At 32.0% G+C, this 17,488-nt stretch carries 15 protein-coding genes; 12 read left to right on the top strand and 3 right to left on the bottom strand.

Annotated features, from left to right (window positions below):
- Positions 1–180 precede the first annotated feature (180 nt).
- The 10 genes from AC3IPI_RS02935 to queA all read left to right on the top strand — a co-directional run bounded on the left by AC3IPI_RS02935 (position 181) and on the right by queA (position 11,056).
- Complete coding sequence (locus AC3IPI_RS02935) at positions 181–1,038, top strand: prephenate dehydrogenase (RefSeq protein WP_039117860.1); 858 nt, start codon at positions 181–183, stop codon at positions 1,036–1,038.
- Positions 1,039–1,043: 5 nt separating this feature from the next.
- Positions 1,044–2,126 (top strand): bifunctional 3-deoxy-7-phosphoheptulonate synthase/chorismate mutase type II, encoded by a 1,083-nt coding sequence (locus AC3IPI_RS02930; protein WP_039112909.1) that lies wholly within the window; start codon positions 1,044–1,046, stop codon positions 2,124–2,126.
- A 263-nt stretch (positions 2,127–2,389) separates the two neighbouring features.
- The gene (rsgA, locus tag AC3IPI_RS02925) at positions 2,390–3,367 is read left to right on the top strand and encodes a ribosome small subunit-dependent GTPase A (RefSeq protein ID WP_489157022.1); all 978 of its coding nucleotides are present in this window, start codon (positions 2,390–2,392) and stop codon (positions 3,365–3,367) included.
- A gap of 30 nt (positions 3,368–3,397) precedes the next feature.
- The gene (locus tag AC3IPI_RS02920) at positions 3,398–3,760 is read left to right on the top strand and encodes a four helix bundle protein (RefSeq protein ID WP_039112911.1); all 363 of its coding nucleotides are present in this window, start codon (positions 3,398–3,400) and stop codon (positions 3,758–3,760) included.
- Positions 3,761–3,794: 34 nt separating this feature from the next.
- Positions 3,795–4,247: a D-aminoacyl-tRNA deacylase gene (gene dtd / locus AC3IPI_RS02915; protein WP_039117859.1), complete on the top strand. Its 453-nt coding sequence runs from the start codon at positions 3,795–3,797 to the stop codon at positions 4,245–4,247.
- Between the two features lie 63 nt (positions 4,248–4,310).
- A complete protein-coding gene (locus tag AC3IPI_RS02910; protein WP_489157019.1) occupies positions 4,311–6,218 on the top strand; it encodes a DUF3858 domain-containing protein in 1,908 nt (635 codons plus the stop codon).
- 5 nt (positions 6,219–6,223) lie between these two features.
- The gene (locus tag AC3IPI_RS02905) at positions 6,224–8,239 is read left to right on the top strand and encodes a DUF3858 domain-containing protein (RefSeq protein ID WP_489157017.1); all 2,016 of its coding nucleotides are present in this window, start codon (positions 6,224–6,226) and stop codon (positions 8,237–8,239) included.
- Between the two features lies 1 nt (position 8,240).
- Entirely contained in the window at positions 8,241–8,567 is a 327-nt protein-coding gene (locus tag AC3IPI_RS02900; RefSeq protein WP_039112916.1) for a nucleotide pyrophosphohydrolase, read from the top strand.
- Positions 8,568–8,647: 80 nt separating this feature from the next.
- The gene (gene aroA, locus AC3IPI_RS02895) at positions 8,648–9,877 is read left to right on the top strand and encodes a 3-phosphoshikimate 1-carboxyvinyltransferase (RefSeq protein WP_489157015.1); all 1,230 of its coding nucleotides are present in this window, start codon (positions 8,648–8,650) and stop codon (positions 9,875–9,877) included.
- A 129-nt stretch (positions 9,878–10,006) separates the two neighbouring features.
- The gene (gene queA, locus AC3IPI_RS02890) at positions 10,007–11,056 is read left to right on the top strand and encodes a tRNA preQ1(34) S-adenosylmethionine ribosyltransferase-isomerase QueA (protein ID WP_039112918.1); all 1,050 of its coding nucleotides are present in this window, start codon (positions 10,007–10,009) and stop codon (positions 11,054–11,056) included.
- A gap of 62 nt (positions 11,057–11,118) precedes the next feature.
- Here queA and AC3IPI_RS02885 read toward each other — a convergent pair whose 3' ends face one another.
- Entirely contained in the window at positions 11,119–11,853 is a 735-nt protein-coding gene (locus AC3IPI_RS02885) for an SIMPL domain-containing protein (RefSeq protein WP_489157012.1), read from the bottom strand.
- 125 nt (positions 11,854–11,978) lie between these two features.
- Between AC3IPI_RS02885 and kynU the strand changes: the two genes are divergently transcribed.
- Positions 11,979–13,253 carry a kynureninase gene (kynU, locus tag AC3IPI_RS02880; RefSeq protein ID WP_489157010.1) on the top strand — a complete coding sequence of 425 codons (1,275 nt, stop codon included), beginning with the start codon at positions 11,979–11,981 and terminating at the stop codon, positions 13,251–13,253.
- Positions 13,254–13,426: 173 nt separating this feature from the next.
- Positions 13,427–13,864: a glycine zipper family protein gene (locus AC3IPI_RS02875; protein WP_039112921.1), complete on the top strand. Its 438-nt coding sequence runs from the start codon at positions 13,427–13,429 to the stop codon at positions 13,862–13,864.
- 112 nt (positions 13,865–13,976) lie between these two features.
- On the opposite strand, the gene AC3IPI_RS02870 is transcribed toward AC3IPI_RS02875, so the two are convergent.
- Together AC3IPI_RS02870 and AC3IPI_RS02865 are read right to left on the bottom strand one after the other, a co-directional pair.
- Positions 13,977–15,776 (bottom strand): hypothetical protein, encoded by a 1,800-nt coding sequence (locus tag AC3IPI_RS02870; protein WP_489157007.1) that lies wholly within the window; start codon positions 15,774–15,776, stop codon positions 13,977–13,979.
- 107 nt (positions 15,777–15,883) lie between these two features.
- Positions 15,884–17,446, bottom strand: a complete 1,563-nt coding sequence (locus tag AC3IPI_RS02865; RefSeq protein WP_489157005.1) for a hypothetical protein — start codon at positions 17,444–17,446, stop codon at positions 15,884–15,886.
- Between the last annotated feature and the right edge of the window lie 42 nt (positions 17,447–17,488).

Raw genomic sequence — 17,488 nt, 5'->3', positions numbered from 1 at the left:
GAACGAAGCAATATCTGATACTGAATCAATTGCTAGTGTGATTGTTTCGTTCCTCGCAATGACAAACGTCTTGAAAAAACGAAAAGTTTAGCCCTGATGGAAGCGGCATCCTTTTTCTTGCTTCTTTAGAAAGAAAAAGATACAGCGGACAGCAGGATTAGCTTTAAATAAAAAATAAAAATGAACATACACGTAATAGGAATAGGGTTAATAGGAGGTTCAATGGTTTTAGATATCAAAGAATTATATCCGGAGGCTACTATTTACGGAATTGATAATAACGAAGCGCACTTACAAGAAGCAATCGCGTTGGGTGTTATCGATAAAGCGTCGACTTTTGATGATTTGGTAACCGCCGATTTTGTAATTGTTTCGGTTCCTGTAGATGTTGCGCTTACTGTTTTGCCTAAAGTTCTGGATGTGATTGGTGAAAATACAATTGTTTTTGAAGTAGGTTCTACTAAAAAACCAATTTGTGAAGCGGTTGCAAATCATCCGAGAAGAAGAAACTTTATAGCAACTCATCCGATTGCGGGAACGGAATTCTCTGGACCTTCGGCGGCGATAAAAGGTCTTTTTAAAGGGAAAACGAATATAATTTGTGAGGTGGAAAAAACCACTTTTAAATTACAGGAAAAAGCTTTGCAACTTTTTACTGCGATCGGAATGCGCATACGATATATGGAGCCAAAATCGCATGATAAACATATTGCTTATGTATCGCATTTATCTCATATAAGCTCATTTATGCTTGGTAAAACGGTAATAAATAAGGAGAAAGACGAACAGGATATTTTTGATATGGCGGGAAGTGGATTTGAAAGCACTGTACGTTTAGCAAAAAGTTCTCCAGCAATGTGGACGCCGATTTTTAAACAGAATAAAAAACAGGTAATCGAAACCCTGGAAGAATATATATCAAATCTTACCCAGTTTAAAGATTTGCTGGCTGCAGATGATTATAATGCCATTTATGAGGAAATGGAAAGCGTGAATAAAATAAAAGAAATCTTAAACGGAATAACAATAAAAAAATAAAAAAAATGGAAAACAAGAAAGAAATGAGAAATTGGTTAAATGATTTCAATTTAACTCATCCGCTTGTAATTGCAGGACCTTGTAGTGCTGAAACTGAAGAACAAGTATTGAAAATTGCTCATGAATTAAAAGACTCTGACGTAAGCATTTTCAGAGCTGGAATCTGGAAACCAAGAACGCGTCCGGGAGGATTTGAAGGTGTTGGAGAAATTGGTTTGAAATGGTTACAAAAAGCTAAAAAAGAAACTGGTTTATTAATGGGAACTGAAGTTGCGACTGCTGCTCATTGTAAATTGGCTTTGGAACATGATATTGATGTTTTATGGGTTGGTGCTCGTACTACAGCAAATCCATTTGCAGTTCAGGAAATTGCAGATACTCTTAAAGGAACTGATAAAATCGTTTTGATTAAAAACCCTGTTAACCCAGATTTATCTTTGTGGTTAGGTGGTGTTGAACGTTTACATATGGCGGGAATCGAGAAACTAGGTGTAATACACAGAGGATTTTCGACTTACGAAAAAACTAAATACAGAAACATTCCAGAATGGCAGATTGCTATCGAATTACAAAATAAATTCCCTGATTTACCATTAATCATTGATCCATCTCACATTACTGGAGATCGTAAAATGATTCTTGAAGTAACGCAAGAAGCTTTAGATTTAAATTATGATGGTATGATTATCGAAACTCATACTGATCCTGATAATGCTTGGAGTGATGCTGCACAACAAGTTACTCCAGACGCTTTGAAACAAATCTTTAAAGATTTGAGAGTAAGAAAGACTGATGACAAGACTGATGAATACAGCCAAAAAATGTCTAAATTAAGAGCTAATATCGATGTTCTTGATGCTAACTTGTTAGACTTATTAGGAAAACGTATGAAGGTTGCTGACGAAATTGGTCAGGTGAAAAAAGACGCAAACGTTGCTATTCTTCAAAACAATCGTTGGAACGAAATTCTTGGTAAAATGATCCTAGAAGGAGAGAAAAAAGGATTGTCGGAAGAATTTGTACTTAAAATGTTTAAAGCAATTCACCAGGAAAGTATTAGTCACCAAGAAAGAATTCTTAACGCATAATTCGTTTTAGACCATATAAGAGGTATAAGTTTGTATTAGGGTTTGTAAGCATTACCGTTAAATGTACTTATTGTTACTTAAATGGATAATATTTCTTGAGAATAGAATCTCCATCGCTTTTAATTAAGAGATGGGGATTTTTTAATTTATAGAGAATGTCAAAAATTTTGAACTTTAAACTTTAAACGAAAAACAATCATTTATCTTTGCAGAGATTTAGATTTTGAAACTAAAAGCTAAAATCAGATATTTAAAATTAAAAAATGACAGGAACCGTTTACAAATCTACAGGAAGTTGGTACACCGTAAAATCTGAAAAAGGAGATTTTATTGAGTGTAGAATGAAGGGAAAGTTTAGGATTAAGGGTATTAAAAGTACAAATCCTATAGCTGTAGGTGATGTTGTAGATTATGAACTGGAAGAAAGTTCGGATACTGTAACAGGAACGATTCATAATATTCATGAGAGAAAGAATTACATTGTTCGTAAATCAGTAAATTTATCTCACCAGATGCATATTATTGCATCTAATATTGATTGCGTTTTTTTATTGGTAACCATCAATAATCCACCAACGACATTTAATTTTATTGACCGTTTCTTGGTTACGGCTGAGGCATATGGTATTGAAACAGTTTTGATTTTTAATAAAATCGATACTTTTGATGAAGCTACGCTTGATGAGCAATTGTATATGCAACATGTGTATCAGGAAATAGGATATAAATGTTTGCGTATTTCATCGACTGAAGGAAAAGGTGTTGAGGAATTAAAAGATATGATGATTGGTAAGGTAACGATGTTCTCAGGACATTCTGGAGTTGGTAAATCGACTCTTGTAAATGCAATGGAACCTAGTTTACATCTTAAAACCAAAATGATTTCGACAGCCAGTAAACAAGGACAACATACAACAACATTTGCAGAAATGTTTGATTTGTCTTTTGGTGCTCGTATTATTGATACGCCAGGAATTAAAGGTTTTGGTATTGTCGATATGGAGAAAGAGGAAGTTAGTGGTTATTTCCCTGAGTTTTTTAAATTAAAAGACCAGTGTAAATTTAACAACTGTTTACATAAAGACGAACCTCATTGTGCTATTAAAGCTGCTCTGGAAAGAGATGAAATTGCTTGGTCACGTTATAATAGTTATCTTAAAATCCTAGAAGGAGAAGACGAACATTACCGTACAGATATTCATAATGAAGATCGCGCAGCAAGCGATGAGACGAGGAAATAATTGTTAATTATTAATTGTTAATTGTGAATTATGGCAGAGAATATAATAAAGACAAAGTCATTTAGCTTTGCCCTAAGAATTATTAAATTATTTCAATTCTTAAATCAAGAAAAGAAAGAGTTTATTTTGAGTAAACAATTACTTCGTAGCGGTACATCAATTGGAGCATTAGTTCGAGAATCGGAACAAGCAGAAAGCAAAAAAGATTTTATTCATAAGCTTGCAATAGCTCAAAAAGAAGCTAATGAAACAGATTATTGGTTAGAATTGTTGTTTCAGTCAGATTATTTAAATGAAACTCAATTTAAATCTATAAAATTTGATATTGTAGAAATAAATAAAATTTTAGCTTCTATAATAATAACTACTAAACAAAAAATAGAAGCGAAATGAATTCACAATTAACCATTTATAATTCACCATTATTTTGAGAGTTGTTCTTCAAAGAGTTTCTTCAGCCTCGGTAGTGGTTGATGGTAATAAAGTAGCCGATATCCAAAAAGGGTTGCTTGTTTTTGTTGGTATTGAAGATGCCGATACACAGGAAGATATTGACTGGTTGGCTGGGAAAATAACCAAAATCCGAATTTTTGGTGACGAAAATGATGTCATGAACTGTTCTGTTCAGGATATTAAAGGCGAAATTATAGCCGTAAGCCAGTTTACACTTCATGCTGGGACGAAAAAAGGTAATCGTCCGTCTTACATAAAAGCTTCAAAACCAGATATTGCAATTCCGCTTTATGAAAGTTTTGTGGCAACGCTGGAAAAGGAATTTGGAAATAAAATTCAGACAGGAATTTTTGGTGCTGATATGAAAATCAGTCTATTAAATGATGGTCCTGTAACAATAATAATAGATAGTAAAAATAGAGAGTAAAAAGAACGAACATTTGTTAAAGATTTCTAAAAATGATATATATTTGGCGAAATTACTTATAAAATGAAATCGATTTTCTGTTCTCTATTTTTTATTTTGTTTACTTTTTCTTCAACTGCTCAAAAAGGAGAATATATTGCTGCAAGTATTTCTGATAGTCTTAAAGAAAATGCAGAAGCTGTTATTCGTTTAAATCAAATAGATATTGTAATTGCTTCTCAGAGAAGTATGAAAACGAAGCATAAAAGAGTTATAACAGTATTTAATAAAAAAGGGTTAAGTGCAATTGATGCTACTGAATATTACGATAAATCGGTAACGGTTAAAAATATTGAAGCTACTGTTTTTGATGCCTTAGGCAAAGAAATAAAGAAAATAAAACGTAAAGATTTTCGAGATCAGAGTGTTATAAGTGGCGGGACATTGTTCTCTGAAAGTCGCTACATCTATTTAGATTATACTCCTGTTCAATATCCGTTTACTTTAGTATACGAAAGCGAAGTTGAAACTTCTACAACTGCTTTTATTCCAAAATGGTTACCTCTTGATAATTATTACACGAGTGTAGAAAAAAGTATCTTAAATGTAACTTATCCAAACAATTTAGGATTTAAGAAAAAAGAACTTAATTTCTCGGGGTTTGATGTAAAGAAAACAAAAGATACCGATACGCAACTATCTTATGTAGCGACTAATATTCTGGCTCAAAAAAAAGAAGATTATAGTCCTGCATTTAGCAATATCTTTCCTTGTGTTATGATGGGGTTAGAGAATTTTCATCTCGAAGGTGTAGATGGAAGTGCAACAACATGGGAAGCTTTTGGGAAATGGTATGCCGATAAAATTTTATTAGGTACGATAGATTTGTCTGATGAAACAAAAGCAAAAATTAAAGCCCTTGTTGGAACGGAAAAAAATCCTGTTAAAAAAGCTAAAATAGTATATGACTATGTACAGAAAAAATCAAGATATGTAAATATTGCGATTGGTATTGGTGGATGGAAACCGATGTTTGCAAATGATGTAGATAGATTAGGATATGGAGATTGTAAAGCATTAACTAATTATACAAAAGCACTTCTGGAAGCTGTTGACGTTCCTTCTTATAATACAATTTTATATGGAAATCCATATAAAATGAATATAGATTCAGACTTTGTTTCTATGCAGGGAAATCACATGATATTATCTATTCCGAACGGAGATAAATATATTTGGCTTGAATGTACAAGTCAAGACGACCCTTTTGGGTATCAAGGTACTTTTACAGATGATAGAGATGTATTAATAATTAAACCAGAAGGAGGAGTAATTGTTAGAACAACTATTTATGATGATAAAAATAATACGCAGATAAGTAAAGGGAATTACGCTTTATCCGATGAAGGTAATTTATCTGGAGCAATAGCAATAGTTTCAGGAGGTTCTCAGTACAGTAAAAAAATGGGAGTTGAGAAGATGCCACCTACAGATAAAGATGCACATTATAAAGATTACTGGGATAATATTAATAATCTGAAAATAAATAAGAGCGTTTTTTCTAACGACAAAGAGAATGTAAAATTCACTGAGGATGTTCAAATAAATGCTTCTAATTATGGTGTTATTTCAGGAAGTAAAATGATGTTTGTGGTAGATGCTTTTAATCAATACACAGGAAGTATAAAGAGAATTAGAAATCGAAAAAGTCCATTAGAAATACAAAGAGGTTATTTTGATACTGATGAAATAGAAATTAATTTACCAGCAAGTTTTACAATCGAATTTTTACCAGCAAGTTTTGAACTGAAAGGTAAATTTGGAGAATATAAAACGGAAATAATTAAAAAGGAGAATAATAAGTTGCTCTATAAGCGTTCCATGCTTCTAAATAAAGGAAAATATTCGGCTAAAGAATACGATGAATATCGCCTTTTTATGGAGCAGATTAATAGAAATGATAATGCCAAAATTATACTAACCAAGAACTAAAACCAATGAAATTTAACCAACTAACAATCGTTTTATTTGTTGTGCTTTCCTTTTCAAAAATTGCAGCACAAGAATTTAAATTAGGGAAAGTATCCATTCCAGAATTACAGGAAAAAGTACATGCCAAAGATACTTCAGCTTCAGCTGCAATTTTATTCAGAAAAGGGACCTCTTATTTTGAATATGATCCGGTTGATGGTTTTGTAATTATAACTGAGGTTGAAAGCCGAATTAAAATCTATAAAAAAGAAGGTTACGAATGGGCTAATCAAGGGGTAAGGTATTACATAGGTGATTCTAATACAAAGGAAAGTGTTTCGTTTTCTGATGCGGTTACTTATAATCTTGTTGATGGAAAAATAGAGAAAACTAAACTTAAAAGTGATGGGACTTTTGATGAGAATTTTAATAAATATTATAATAAGAAAAAGATAACAATGCCTAATGTAAAAGAAGGTTCTGTTATTGAATATAAATATAGAATAAAAGCTTTGACAATTGGTTCCATGAGGGATTGGTATTTTCAAACTTCTATTCCGGTTAACTATTCTGAATTTATAACCCGAATTCCAGAATATTTTGTTTACAATAATAAGCAAAAAGGGTATATTTTTCCTAAAGTTAATAAAGAAACAAATACGAAGTATATTGTATTTAATAATAAAGAAAGATCAGGAGGGGATGTTTCGACAACCAGTTATTCTCAGAATAAACGAGAATATCAGGAAGAGAAAACTACTTATACAGCAGAGAATTTGCCAGCGATGAAAGAAGAGGCGTATGTTAATAATATTAATAATTATACCTCAAGTCTGGAGCTAGAATTGTCTATGACAAAATATCCTAATCAACCAATAAATTTATATTCAACTGATTGGAATTCAGTCGTAAAAACAATATATAACTATGAAAGTTTTGGCCCGGAATTAAATAAAACAGGTTATTTTGAAGATGATTTAAAAGTATTGCTTGCAGGCGTAGATACGCAAGACGAAAGAATTAATAAAATATTAAACTTCGTAAAAACAAGAGTTAAATGGAATGGTTATACTGATTATGGATGCGATAATGGGGTAAAAAAAGCTTATAAAGAAAAAACAGGAAATGTGGCTGATATAAATCTTATGCTAACAGCGATGTTGAGGCATTCAGGATTAACAGCAAATCCTGTTTTAGTAAGTACACGTTCTAACGGAATTGCAATTTCGCCTAATAGAACGGCTTTTAACTATGTAATTGCGGCTGTTGAAACTCCTAATGGAATTATTTTACTAGATGCTTCAGATAAGTATTCAATCCCAAATATTTTGCCATTTAGAGCTTTAAACTGGATGGGTAGATTAATACGAAAAGATGGGACTTCTGAGGAGATTGATTTAATGCCTAAAATAGTATCTGCCAACAATGTGTCTATGATTTATAATGTAGATGCTAGTGGGAATGTGAGCGGAAAAACTAGAAAGCAGTATACAAATTACAATGCCATGATGTTTAGGGATAATATTGGTGATGTGAAAGAAGATGCATATCTTGAAAAATTAGAAAATGATAATAATAAAATTGAGATAAGCGAGTATTCCAGAACAAATGAAAAAGATTTATTATTGCCTGTAATCGAGACCTTTTCGTTTTCGGGTAATAACCTTTGCGAAATAATTGGTGATAAAATTTATATAGATCCAATGTTGTTTCTTACCGATAAGAAGAATCCTTTTACACAAGAGAATCGTGAATATCCTGTAGATTATGGTTTTCCATCTTCTGATAAGTATAGTATTAATATCACTATTCCAGAAGGGTTTGCAGTTGAAACTTTGCCAGCTTCGGGAGGATTTGCTATGGAAAATGATTTAGGTTTATTTAAGTTTATTAGTTCTGTAAACGGAAACATTTTACAAGTTGTAATAACACACCAGATAAATGAGCCAGTAATACTACCAGATGATTACTCAGTTTTAAAAGAGTATTACAAAGGGATGATTGCTAAAGAGAATGAAAAAATAGTTTTAAAAAGAATATAAAATGGATTTAAAAAATGCCCAACTAGATGTCGATACCTGGATAAAAGAACATGGAGTTCGTTATTTTAATGAATTGACAAATATGGCACAACTTACAGAGGAAGTAGGGGAAGTTGCCAGAATTATTGCGCGTCGTTATGGAGAGCAATCGGAGAAAGAAAGCGATAAGAATAAAGACCTTGGCGAAGAATTAGCCGATGTAGTTTTTGTGGTTTTATGCTTAGCAAATCAAACAGGAATTGATTTGCAGTCTGCATTTGATAAAAAAATGGATTTGAAATCTGTTCGAGATAAAGACCGTCATAAAAACAACGATAAACTAAAATAATGTGATAAGTTAGGGTAAAGCTTTGGAGTATCCTTTTTTTAAAATAAATTTGCAAAAACGCACAAAACAATTACCCTATAATGAATTTACTATTAAAAACATCTCAAGCTAATTTACAAGGACAAATTGCAGTAACTGGCTCAAAAAGCGAAACCAATCGATTATTATTATTGCAAGCATTGTTTCCGAATATTACTTTGGCAAACACATCAAACTCTGATGATAGCGAAGTAATGCAAAAAGCATTAGTTGGTAATGAAGAAATAGTAGATATTCATCATGCAGGAACAGCAATGCGTTTTTTAACAGCCTATTTTGCGGTTAAGGAAGGTAGAGAAGTTGTAATGACGGGTTCTAGTAGAATGCAAGAGCGTCCGATTAAAATTTTGGTAGAAGCTTTAGCTCAGTTAGGGGTAGAGATTTCATATTTAAAAGAAGAAGGATATCCGCCAATTCGCATTAAAGGGAAAAAAATCACAGCATCAAAAGTTACCTTGGCTGCCAATGTAAGTAGTCAGTATATTTCGGCATTATTACTTGTGGCTTCTAAATTAGAAAATGGTTTAGAGTTAACATTAGAAGGAGAAATTACTTCTATTCCATATATCAAAATGACTTTGGCTTTGCTTAATGATTTAGAAATTCAAACTAGCTTTGAAGGAAATGTAATCAAAGTATATCCAAAAGCTGAGGTGGTTGCAAAAGAAATGGTTGTAGAGTCTGATTGGAGTTCGGCTTCTTACTTTTTTAGTTTAGCAGCACTTGCAGATACAGCTTCGATAACACTTAGTAGTTACAAAGAAAATAGCCTACAAGGAGATTCAGCTTTAATATCACTTTATGAGAAAATGGGTGTTGAGACTACGTTTCAGGGAAATAAAATGACTTTGGTTAAGCAGCCAAATTTTAAATTTGAAATGGTAAATTTTGATCTGAACAATACTCCAGACATTGCACAAACTATTGTAGTTACTTGTCTTGGTTTAGGAATAGGTTGTCATTTAACAGGTTTGCACACTCTAAAAATTAAAGAAACAGATAGATTGGAAGCTTTAAGAATTGAGTTGACTAAATTAGGAGCTAATATTTCGGTTACTAATGATAGTTTAACGCTTGTTGCTACAAATGAAATAAGTTCTAATGTAAAAATTGCTACTTATAATGATCACCGTATGGCAATGGCATTTGCTCCATTGGCATTAAAAGTGCCAATAATAATCGAACATGCAGGAGTAGTTTCTAAATCTTATCCAGATTTTTGGAAAGATTTAACAAATTTAGGTTTTGAGACAACAGAAATAGGTGCATAATAATCAATGTTTACGGCTAAAATCAGGAATAAATTTTGAAGTTTGCAATTTTCTAACTAAATAAAAGCCAAAACACTTGACAACGCCTATCTCACAATCGTATATTTGCACTCTAAATAAATAGACTACATGAAATTATCTCATTTTCAATTTAATTTACCAAAAGAACTTTTAGCTGAATTCCCTGCTGAAAACAGAGATGAGTCTCGTTTGATGGTAATTGATCGTAAAAAACAAACTATAGAGCACAAAATGTTCAAAGATGTAATCAATTACTTTGATGATGGTGATGTTCTTATATTAAATAACACTAAAGTTTTCCCTGCTCGTTTGTACGGAAACAAAGAAAAAACTGGAGCAAGAATTGAAGTTTTCTTATTAAGAGAACTAAATTCAGAGCAACGTCTTTGGGATGTTTTGGTAGATCCAGCTCGTAAAATCCGTATCGGAAATAAATTATATTTTGGTGATGACGATTCGTTAGTTGCTGAGGTTATCGATAATACTACTTCTCGTGGTAGAACATTGCGTTTTCTTTATGATGGTTCTTACGAAGAATTCAGAAATAAACTAACAGAACTTGGAGAAACTCCAATTCCTAAATATATCAGCAGAGAGGTAACTCCAGAAGATGCTGAAAGATACCAAACGATTTATGCTAAAGAAGAAGGAGCTGTTGCAGCACCAACTGCTGGATTGCATTTCTCGAAACACCTTTTGAAAAAATTGGAAATTAAAGGAGTAAACTTTGCAGAAGTTACACTTCACGTAGGTTTAGGAACTTTTAATCCAGTTGAGGTTGAAGATTTATCAAAACACAAAATGGATTCAGAAGAGTTAATCATTACTGAAGAAGCTTGTGAAATTGTAAATCATGCAAAACAAAACAAGAAACGTATCTGTGCTGTAGGAACAACTTCAATGCGTGCTATTGAAAGTTCAGTTTCATCACAAAATACATTAAATCCTTTTGAAGGTTGGACTAATAAATTTATTTTCCCTCCTCATGATTTTAGTATTGCAAACTGTATGATTACAAACTTCCATACACCAAAATCAACATTGTTAATGATGATTTCTGCATTCTGTGGACATGATTTAATGAAAAGAGCATATGAAGAAGCTATAAAAGAAGGATACAAATTCTACTCTTATGGTGATGCAATGCTTATCATCTAAGAAATATAAAATAAGGTTAATTCAAAAATCTCGCTAGTAATAGCGAGATTTTTTTTTGAAATCTAGTTAACCTGATAGACTAGTTTTACGGTAATATTAGCCGTTTTGTTTTTAGAGGTTGTATTAAATGATCCTCCATAAGAAAAGTCTTCAGATGAATTTTGCCCAGTAATTTGGAAAACTCCCATGTCTGATTTTTTTAATTTTCCTAAAGAAGCATCAGCATTTTCAGCAATGCTTTTGGCTCTGGAACTAGCATCTTTAGTTGCCTCAGCAATCATTTTTATTTTAAGTTCAGCTAGTTTGGTATAATAATACTCAGGAGGATTAGAATAGAATTCGACTCCAGAATTTATTAATTCACTAGATTGTCTGGAAATTTCCTCAATTTTATTTACTTCTTTAGATTGAATAGTTACACTTTGGGTTAATGTAAATCCCGTAAAAACTTGTTGTTTTGGTGTTCCATTTTCATTGTACGAAGTGTCAAAATCTTTATTGAAGTTTACTGCAGAGAAAACCATTTCTGAAGCTTTGATTCCTTTGCTAGCCAAATAGTTTTTTATTTTCTCTCTATCGCTGTCTAATGATGCATAAGCTTCTTTTAGCGTAAGACTCTTTTTAGAGAATGAACCACTCCAGACAATTAAATCCGAAACAAAATCTTTTTTCCCAAGACCTGTAACACTAATAGTATCATTATTTTTATTTCTATTTTGGAATGCATTAGAAAACAAATAGGCAGAGATAATCACTGCTAAAGAAATAATAATAACATTTAAATTGTTTTTGAACATGGCATATAATTTTAAATTCAATCAAATATATCGAATTAATTGTGTTCATTTTTAACACAGGCTTATATTTTTCTCCTTTTGTCTTCGTTGTTTTTTTTCTACATTTACCAAACAAAATTCAAACAATGACTTTCGAAAACACACGTGAATTTGCACAAAAACTTGATTCACAAGATATATTGCATAAATACCAAGACGAATTTATTTTTCCTGAAGTAAATAATAAAAAGGTTATTTATTTTACAGGAAATTCTTTGGGATTACAGCCAAAGCGTACAAAATCCTATGTTGATGAAGTAATGGCAGATTGGGCAAATCTTGCTGTTGAAGGGCATTTTTATGCCGAAAAACCTTGGTGGGATTATCAGGAACGTTTTGCCAAACCACTTAGTAAAATTGTTGGTGCTTTGCCAAGCGAAGTTACCGTGATGAATACATTAACGGTTAACCTTCATTTATTGATGGTGTCTTTTTACAGACCAACTGCAACCAGATATAAGATTATTTGTGAGGAAAAAGCATTTCCTTCAGATCAGTATATGTTTCAGAGTCAGGTACATTTTCATGGTTATAAAAAAGAAGATGCTATTGTAGAGATCAAGCGTCGCGAAGGAGAACACAATATTCGACTAGAAGATGTTTTGGCCAAAATTGAAGAAGTTGGAGATCAATTGGCTTTAGTCTTAATAGGTGGAGTGAATTATTATACAGGACAAGTTTTTGATATGAAAACCATTACTGCGGCTGGACAAAAAGTAGGAGCCAAAGTAGGTTGGGATTTAGCGCATGCAGCAGGAAATATAAAATTAGAATTGCACGATTGGAATGTTGATTTTGCTGCTTGGTGTAGTTATAAATACATGAACTCAGGACCAGGAAATGCATCTGGTTGTTTTGTGCACGAAAAACATCATAATAACCCCGATTTACCTCGTTTTGCAGGTTGGTGGGGACATAATAAGGAACGCCGTTTTAAGATGGAACCTAATTTTGACCCAGTTCATGGAGCTGATGGGTGGCAAATAAGTAATTTACCAGTGCTTTCTTTAGCGCCTTACCTAGCATCAGTAGAAATGTTTGATGAAGTAGGAATGGATGCCTTGATTACCAAAAGAGATAAAATAACAGCATATCTGGAGTTTATCTTACATGAAATAGATAAAGAAGTAAAAGGTAATTTTGAAGTTATTACTCCAGCAGATCCTAAGGAAAGAGCTTCGCAATTATCTGTGTTTTTACATGGAGAAGGACGTAGTTTATTCGATTATTTAATGAAGAATGGAGTCATTACAGATTGGCGCGAACCTAATGTTATTCGTTTAGCTCCTGTTCCTTTGTATTGTTCTTTTGAAGATATGTATGAGTTTGGACAAATTTTAAAAAGAGGAATTTTAGAATAGTCTAAACGTAAATAAATAAATAAAATATTTTAAAGTCAGCTAATTCAGATTGTTATGAATTGGCTGACTTTTTTGCGTAGTTTAATTTTGTAACGATCTCTTAAAATTATGTAATTCCAGACAAAAGTTTAGGCTTTACTTTGTTATGTTATAAATACCTAAAATTTACAATCATGAAAACATTATATTTAGTATTATTTTCTTTTGCGATTATCTCGTGTCAGAATCAAGGGAAAATAGATATTCAAAAAGCCAAGCAAGCGAGTATTGACTCTATGAAAGTTGAAATTAATAAGCAAAAAGTTATTGATTCAATGAAAACAGAGATGGCAAAAGTTCAAGAAGAAAAAGAACAAGTTCAAGCTCAAGCAGAATTAGCACCTCAAAAAGTGGTTGTTGTAAATCAGCAAGCGCCAGCTGCTGCCGCGCCAAAGAAAAAAGGATGGAGTTCGACCGCAAAAGGAGCTGTAATAGGTGCTGGAGTTGGAGCAGTTACAGGAGCAATTATCAGTAAGAAAAAAGGCGAAGGAGCAATAATAGGAGGATTAGCAGGTGCTGGTGTTGGTGCAGGAACTGGAGCAATTATAGATGGAAAAAAGAAAAAAGAATAGAGTAGACCGCTATTCTTCGAATAAATGTTAGTTATATTCAAATTAGAAAAACCACCTCAAATTAATTTTAGAGGTGGTTTTTTGCATAATAAAGAAATGTGGTATTATTGTCTTATGATGGAATAGCTATAGCAATAAGCTTAGTTCTATAATCATTAAATTGATTTTGAATTTCTACTTTATCATTCTTAAAATAAGAAGAAGCTGCAAGCAGATTTTCGTAATATGCAATTCCGCTTAAAAGATTGTCTTTAAAAGCTTGTAATTTTTTAGTTTGTGCAGCTGTTATTTCTGCCGAAATATTCTCGATATCTTTCTTAAAATAATCCAGATACATCTTTAATTCTTTTACGAATAAATTCGGACGATTTTTAACGCGTATAACCGACTTGTTTCCGTAAATGTGCTGTACCATATCGTTCAGAGATACTTCTTGATCAAAATAGGCCATATTTGGACCTGGGCATATAACAACACCTTGCGCTTGTCCTTTTATTTTAATATCGTTCTCTATATAAGATGCATTTGCGAGTCCTACACATAAACATGATTTTTCGGTAATAGCAGCTTTTGATCTTTCAAAAGATTCAGGTGAAACAGTATCTTTTATAGTTTCTAATTCGGCTAATTTTAAATCTTGGTATTTTTTTGAAGCCGAACAAGTTCCTTTTGGATCATATTCTTTGCTTAACGCCAAAAATTTCTTCGGGCAAGAACTTCCTGCTTTATTATCGTGAATACGTTTTTGTTTCAGGATTTCGTTAGAGGTTCCTCTTAAGGTATTAAAAGGTACGCCTAAAGGAGAAATATGACTTAAATATAAATCCTCTTCTTGAGCTTTCATTAATAAGTTACGAGTAGGCTGATCTACAGATGTCGCTTCTGGAACTAATAAAAAAGGAGTTCCCCAACCTACAGAATCTACACTGTAATTATCTAATAAAAACTCGTGTTCTTCGGCAGTTCCTACACCACCTTGTACGGTAATTTTAAGAGGTAAAGGATTTTCGGGAACTAGAAATTGTTTTTGCTGTAACGCTTTTACCATTAAATCATGAGCAGATTGAATCAATTGATCTTTTTTCTGCTTAAATTCTTCTAAGATAGGACCTAATAATAAACCTTCGGTTGCAAATGCATGTCCACCACAGTTTAATCCTGATTCTATACGATACTCAGAAACCCAAAGTCCTTTTTTTGCCAAGAAGTTACCTTGAATCATGGCTGATCTAAAATCACTTACTTTTAGTATAATTTTCTTTTTAAGCTCATTATTACTATTTGGAAAAAAGTCTGGGAAATTCTCAAAGTAACTATATAGTCTAGGATTCATTCCGGCAGAAAGAACTAAAGAAGATTCTAGATTACTGTTTGCAAAACCACGAAGAGCTGCATGAGCATCATTAAATTCAATAGGTAATTGTTCGTCTTTGATAAAGTTATCTTTATCAAGTTTTGTCATAATATTTACATCAATTGCTCCTGCAGAAAGATGTGATTCGATATAATTTTGGATGTTTTCTTTAAACGAAATACCATCTTCCATTAAGTTTAAAAAACCTTTTTTTATCTCAGAACTATTAGGCAGCATCGAGATATAGTTTTCCAGTGCTTGTTTGCTCTCAGATAATTCGGTTTTAAAATTTTCAAATTTTTGTTTTACGATTTTATCTACTAAGTTTAAGTAGGTTGTAATACGTTTGGCTCTGTAATCGTGAATTTTTTGGCTTATTTCCTGATAAGAAGAATTGAATTTTTCAGAATAAAAAGCGGTCATCTTTTCAATTAACTCATCATCTGCAATCGAGATTACCGATGAAATACCATATTTAGCTACTCGAATCGGGCTGTCAATAGTATAAGCGAGTCCCATTACAGGGATATGAAAAGAGTGTATGGGGGTTTTTGTCATTTGAGATTATTATAAAATTTAATAAATGACAAATGTTGTGAAATCATTTTATAAAAAAACTGATATATATCATGTTTATAGCGGATTAAGTTTGTTTTTTGGTGTGATTAAATTAAAATTTTCTTAAAAGATTCAGCTATACTTCTCCATAAAAAATTATAAAAAGACTTTTCCTGAATTCGTTCTAATTCTATTTCAGTTTTTTTAGCTTCATTATCAGAGTCTTTTTTAAGGATTAAATTAGCTAAAGAAGTTTTTAATTTTGCCTTTTTTTCAGGATCTTTCTTTTTGTATAAAGTAACTTTTAAGTCCTTGTATTTTAAGCTTGCATTTCCTGTAGCCTTTTTGTCGTTTCCATTAATATCAAAATGGTAATCATCAAAAGTACCTTTAAACGAAGTATTAGTATATGGTTTTGTGAAAGCATACATGGCCTGAACATCAAATTTGGCAATACTCCCTTTTATACGGAAACCATCGTTTTTGTCTAGTACATTTAATGTCCAATGCACTTTTAAAGGAGAGTTTTTCATAAAAAGGCAATTGATTTTAATATCTAAATCGGGTGCTTTTTTTAATCCAAAACCACTCTGCAGATTTGTAGCGTTTAAGTTAAAACGACTGAAAGTTAATATTGCAGGTCCTTTCTGGAAATTGATTTCTTCTTCATATACTAATTTTGAATTTCGGATAGAAAGGGTGTCAATTTTTAGTGGAAACGGAATCTTTCGGAGTAATGCATTATACAATGGTTTTTTGCTTAAATCATCTGCGGGTATTTTATTTCGATAGATATTTGCATCTAAATCATCAAAAACAATAGAATTTGCATTAAAGAAAAACACATCATTTTTAAATCCCCAATTCATCGAATTGATATTTATATCAGTTGCCTTTATGGTAAAAAGATCTTTTTCTTTAGCTAACTTCTGTACAAATTGATGACGAGAATATAAAGGGATATAACTGAAGTTTTTTACTTTTAAAGAATGATTATTAGTTGTTATTTGCGACGCATTAATGGTGTAAAAGGGGTTTGGCTTGTAATATATACTATCACAATTTAGGGCGTATTTTTGATACGAAAAAGGGATTTTCTGTTTAAGAATTTCATCATTAATTACAATTCCTTCTAATACAATAGCGATATTTCGAGTGTATAAAATAGGCTTATTTGTTTTGGTAGACATGATGTCTAAACTTGCTTCATTGAGATAAATATTAGAAACAACAATAATTTTTTGGAAAGGTTCAATTACTTGTGTACGAATACTATTGCTGTTGTCAATTGCATTTTCATCTTTTTTATACAAGATTACTCGCGCATGATCTATGGTGATGCTTTTTGCACGTAACACATCATTAAATACAAGATTCCAGATGCTGAAATCATTTATGGCAACTGTTTTTATTTTAGAATAAATCCCAATTTTGGTAGTGTCGTTTTTTGGTGTATTTTTAGGATTAATAACAATATTAGATGCATAAATATCTGCTGCCCAAAGATCGATTTTTATTGTTTCGTATGTAATTTGATACGGCGTTTTATTATTGTCCTGAATGATTTTTGGGAGTTGTTTTTTTACCCAAAAATTTAGCCCTGAATTTATTAAAAACAAGAGGGCTAAAAACGAAATGATTCCTATGATTATTTTTTTATTTAAAGACATTTAGTGCATATTTTATTTTAAATATATAAATTTAAAGACTTA

Source organism: Flavobacterium sp. GL_143, from assembly GCF_057834355.1.
The sequence above is the reverse complement of the archived record's forward strand: the minus strand, read 5'-3'. Positions and strand labels throughout refer to the sequence as shown.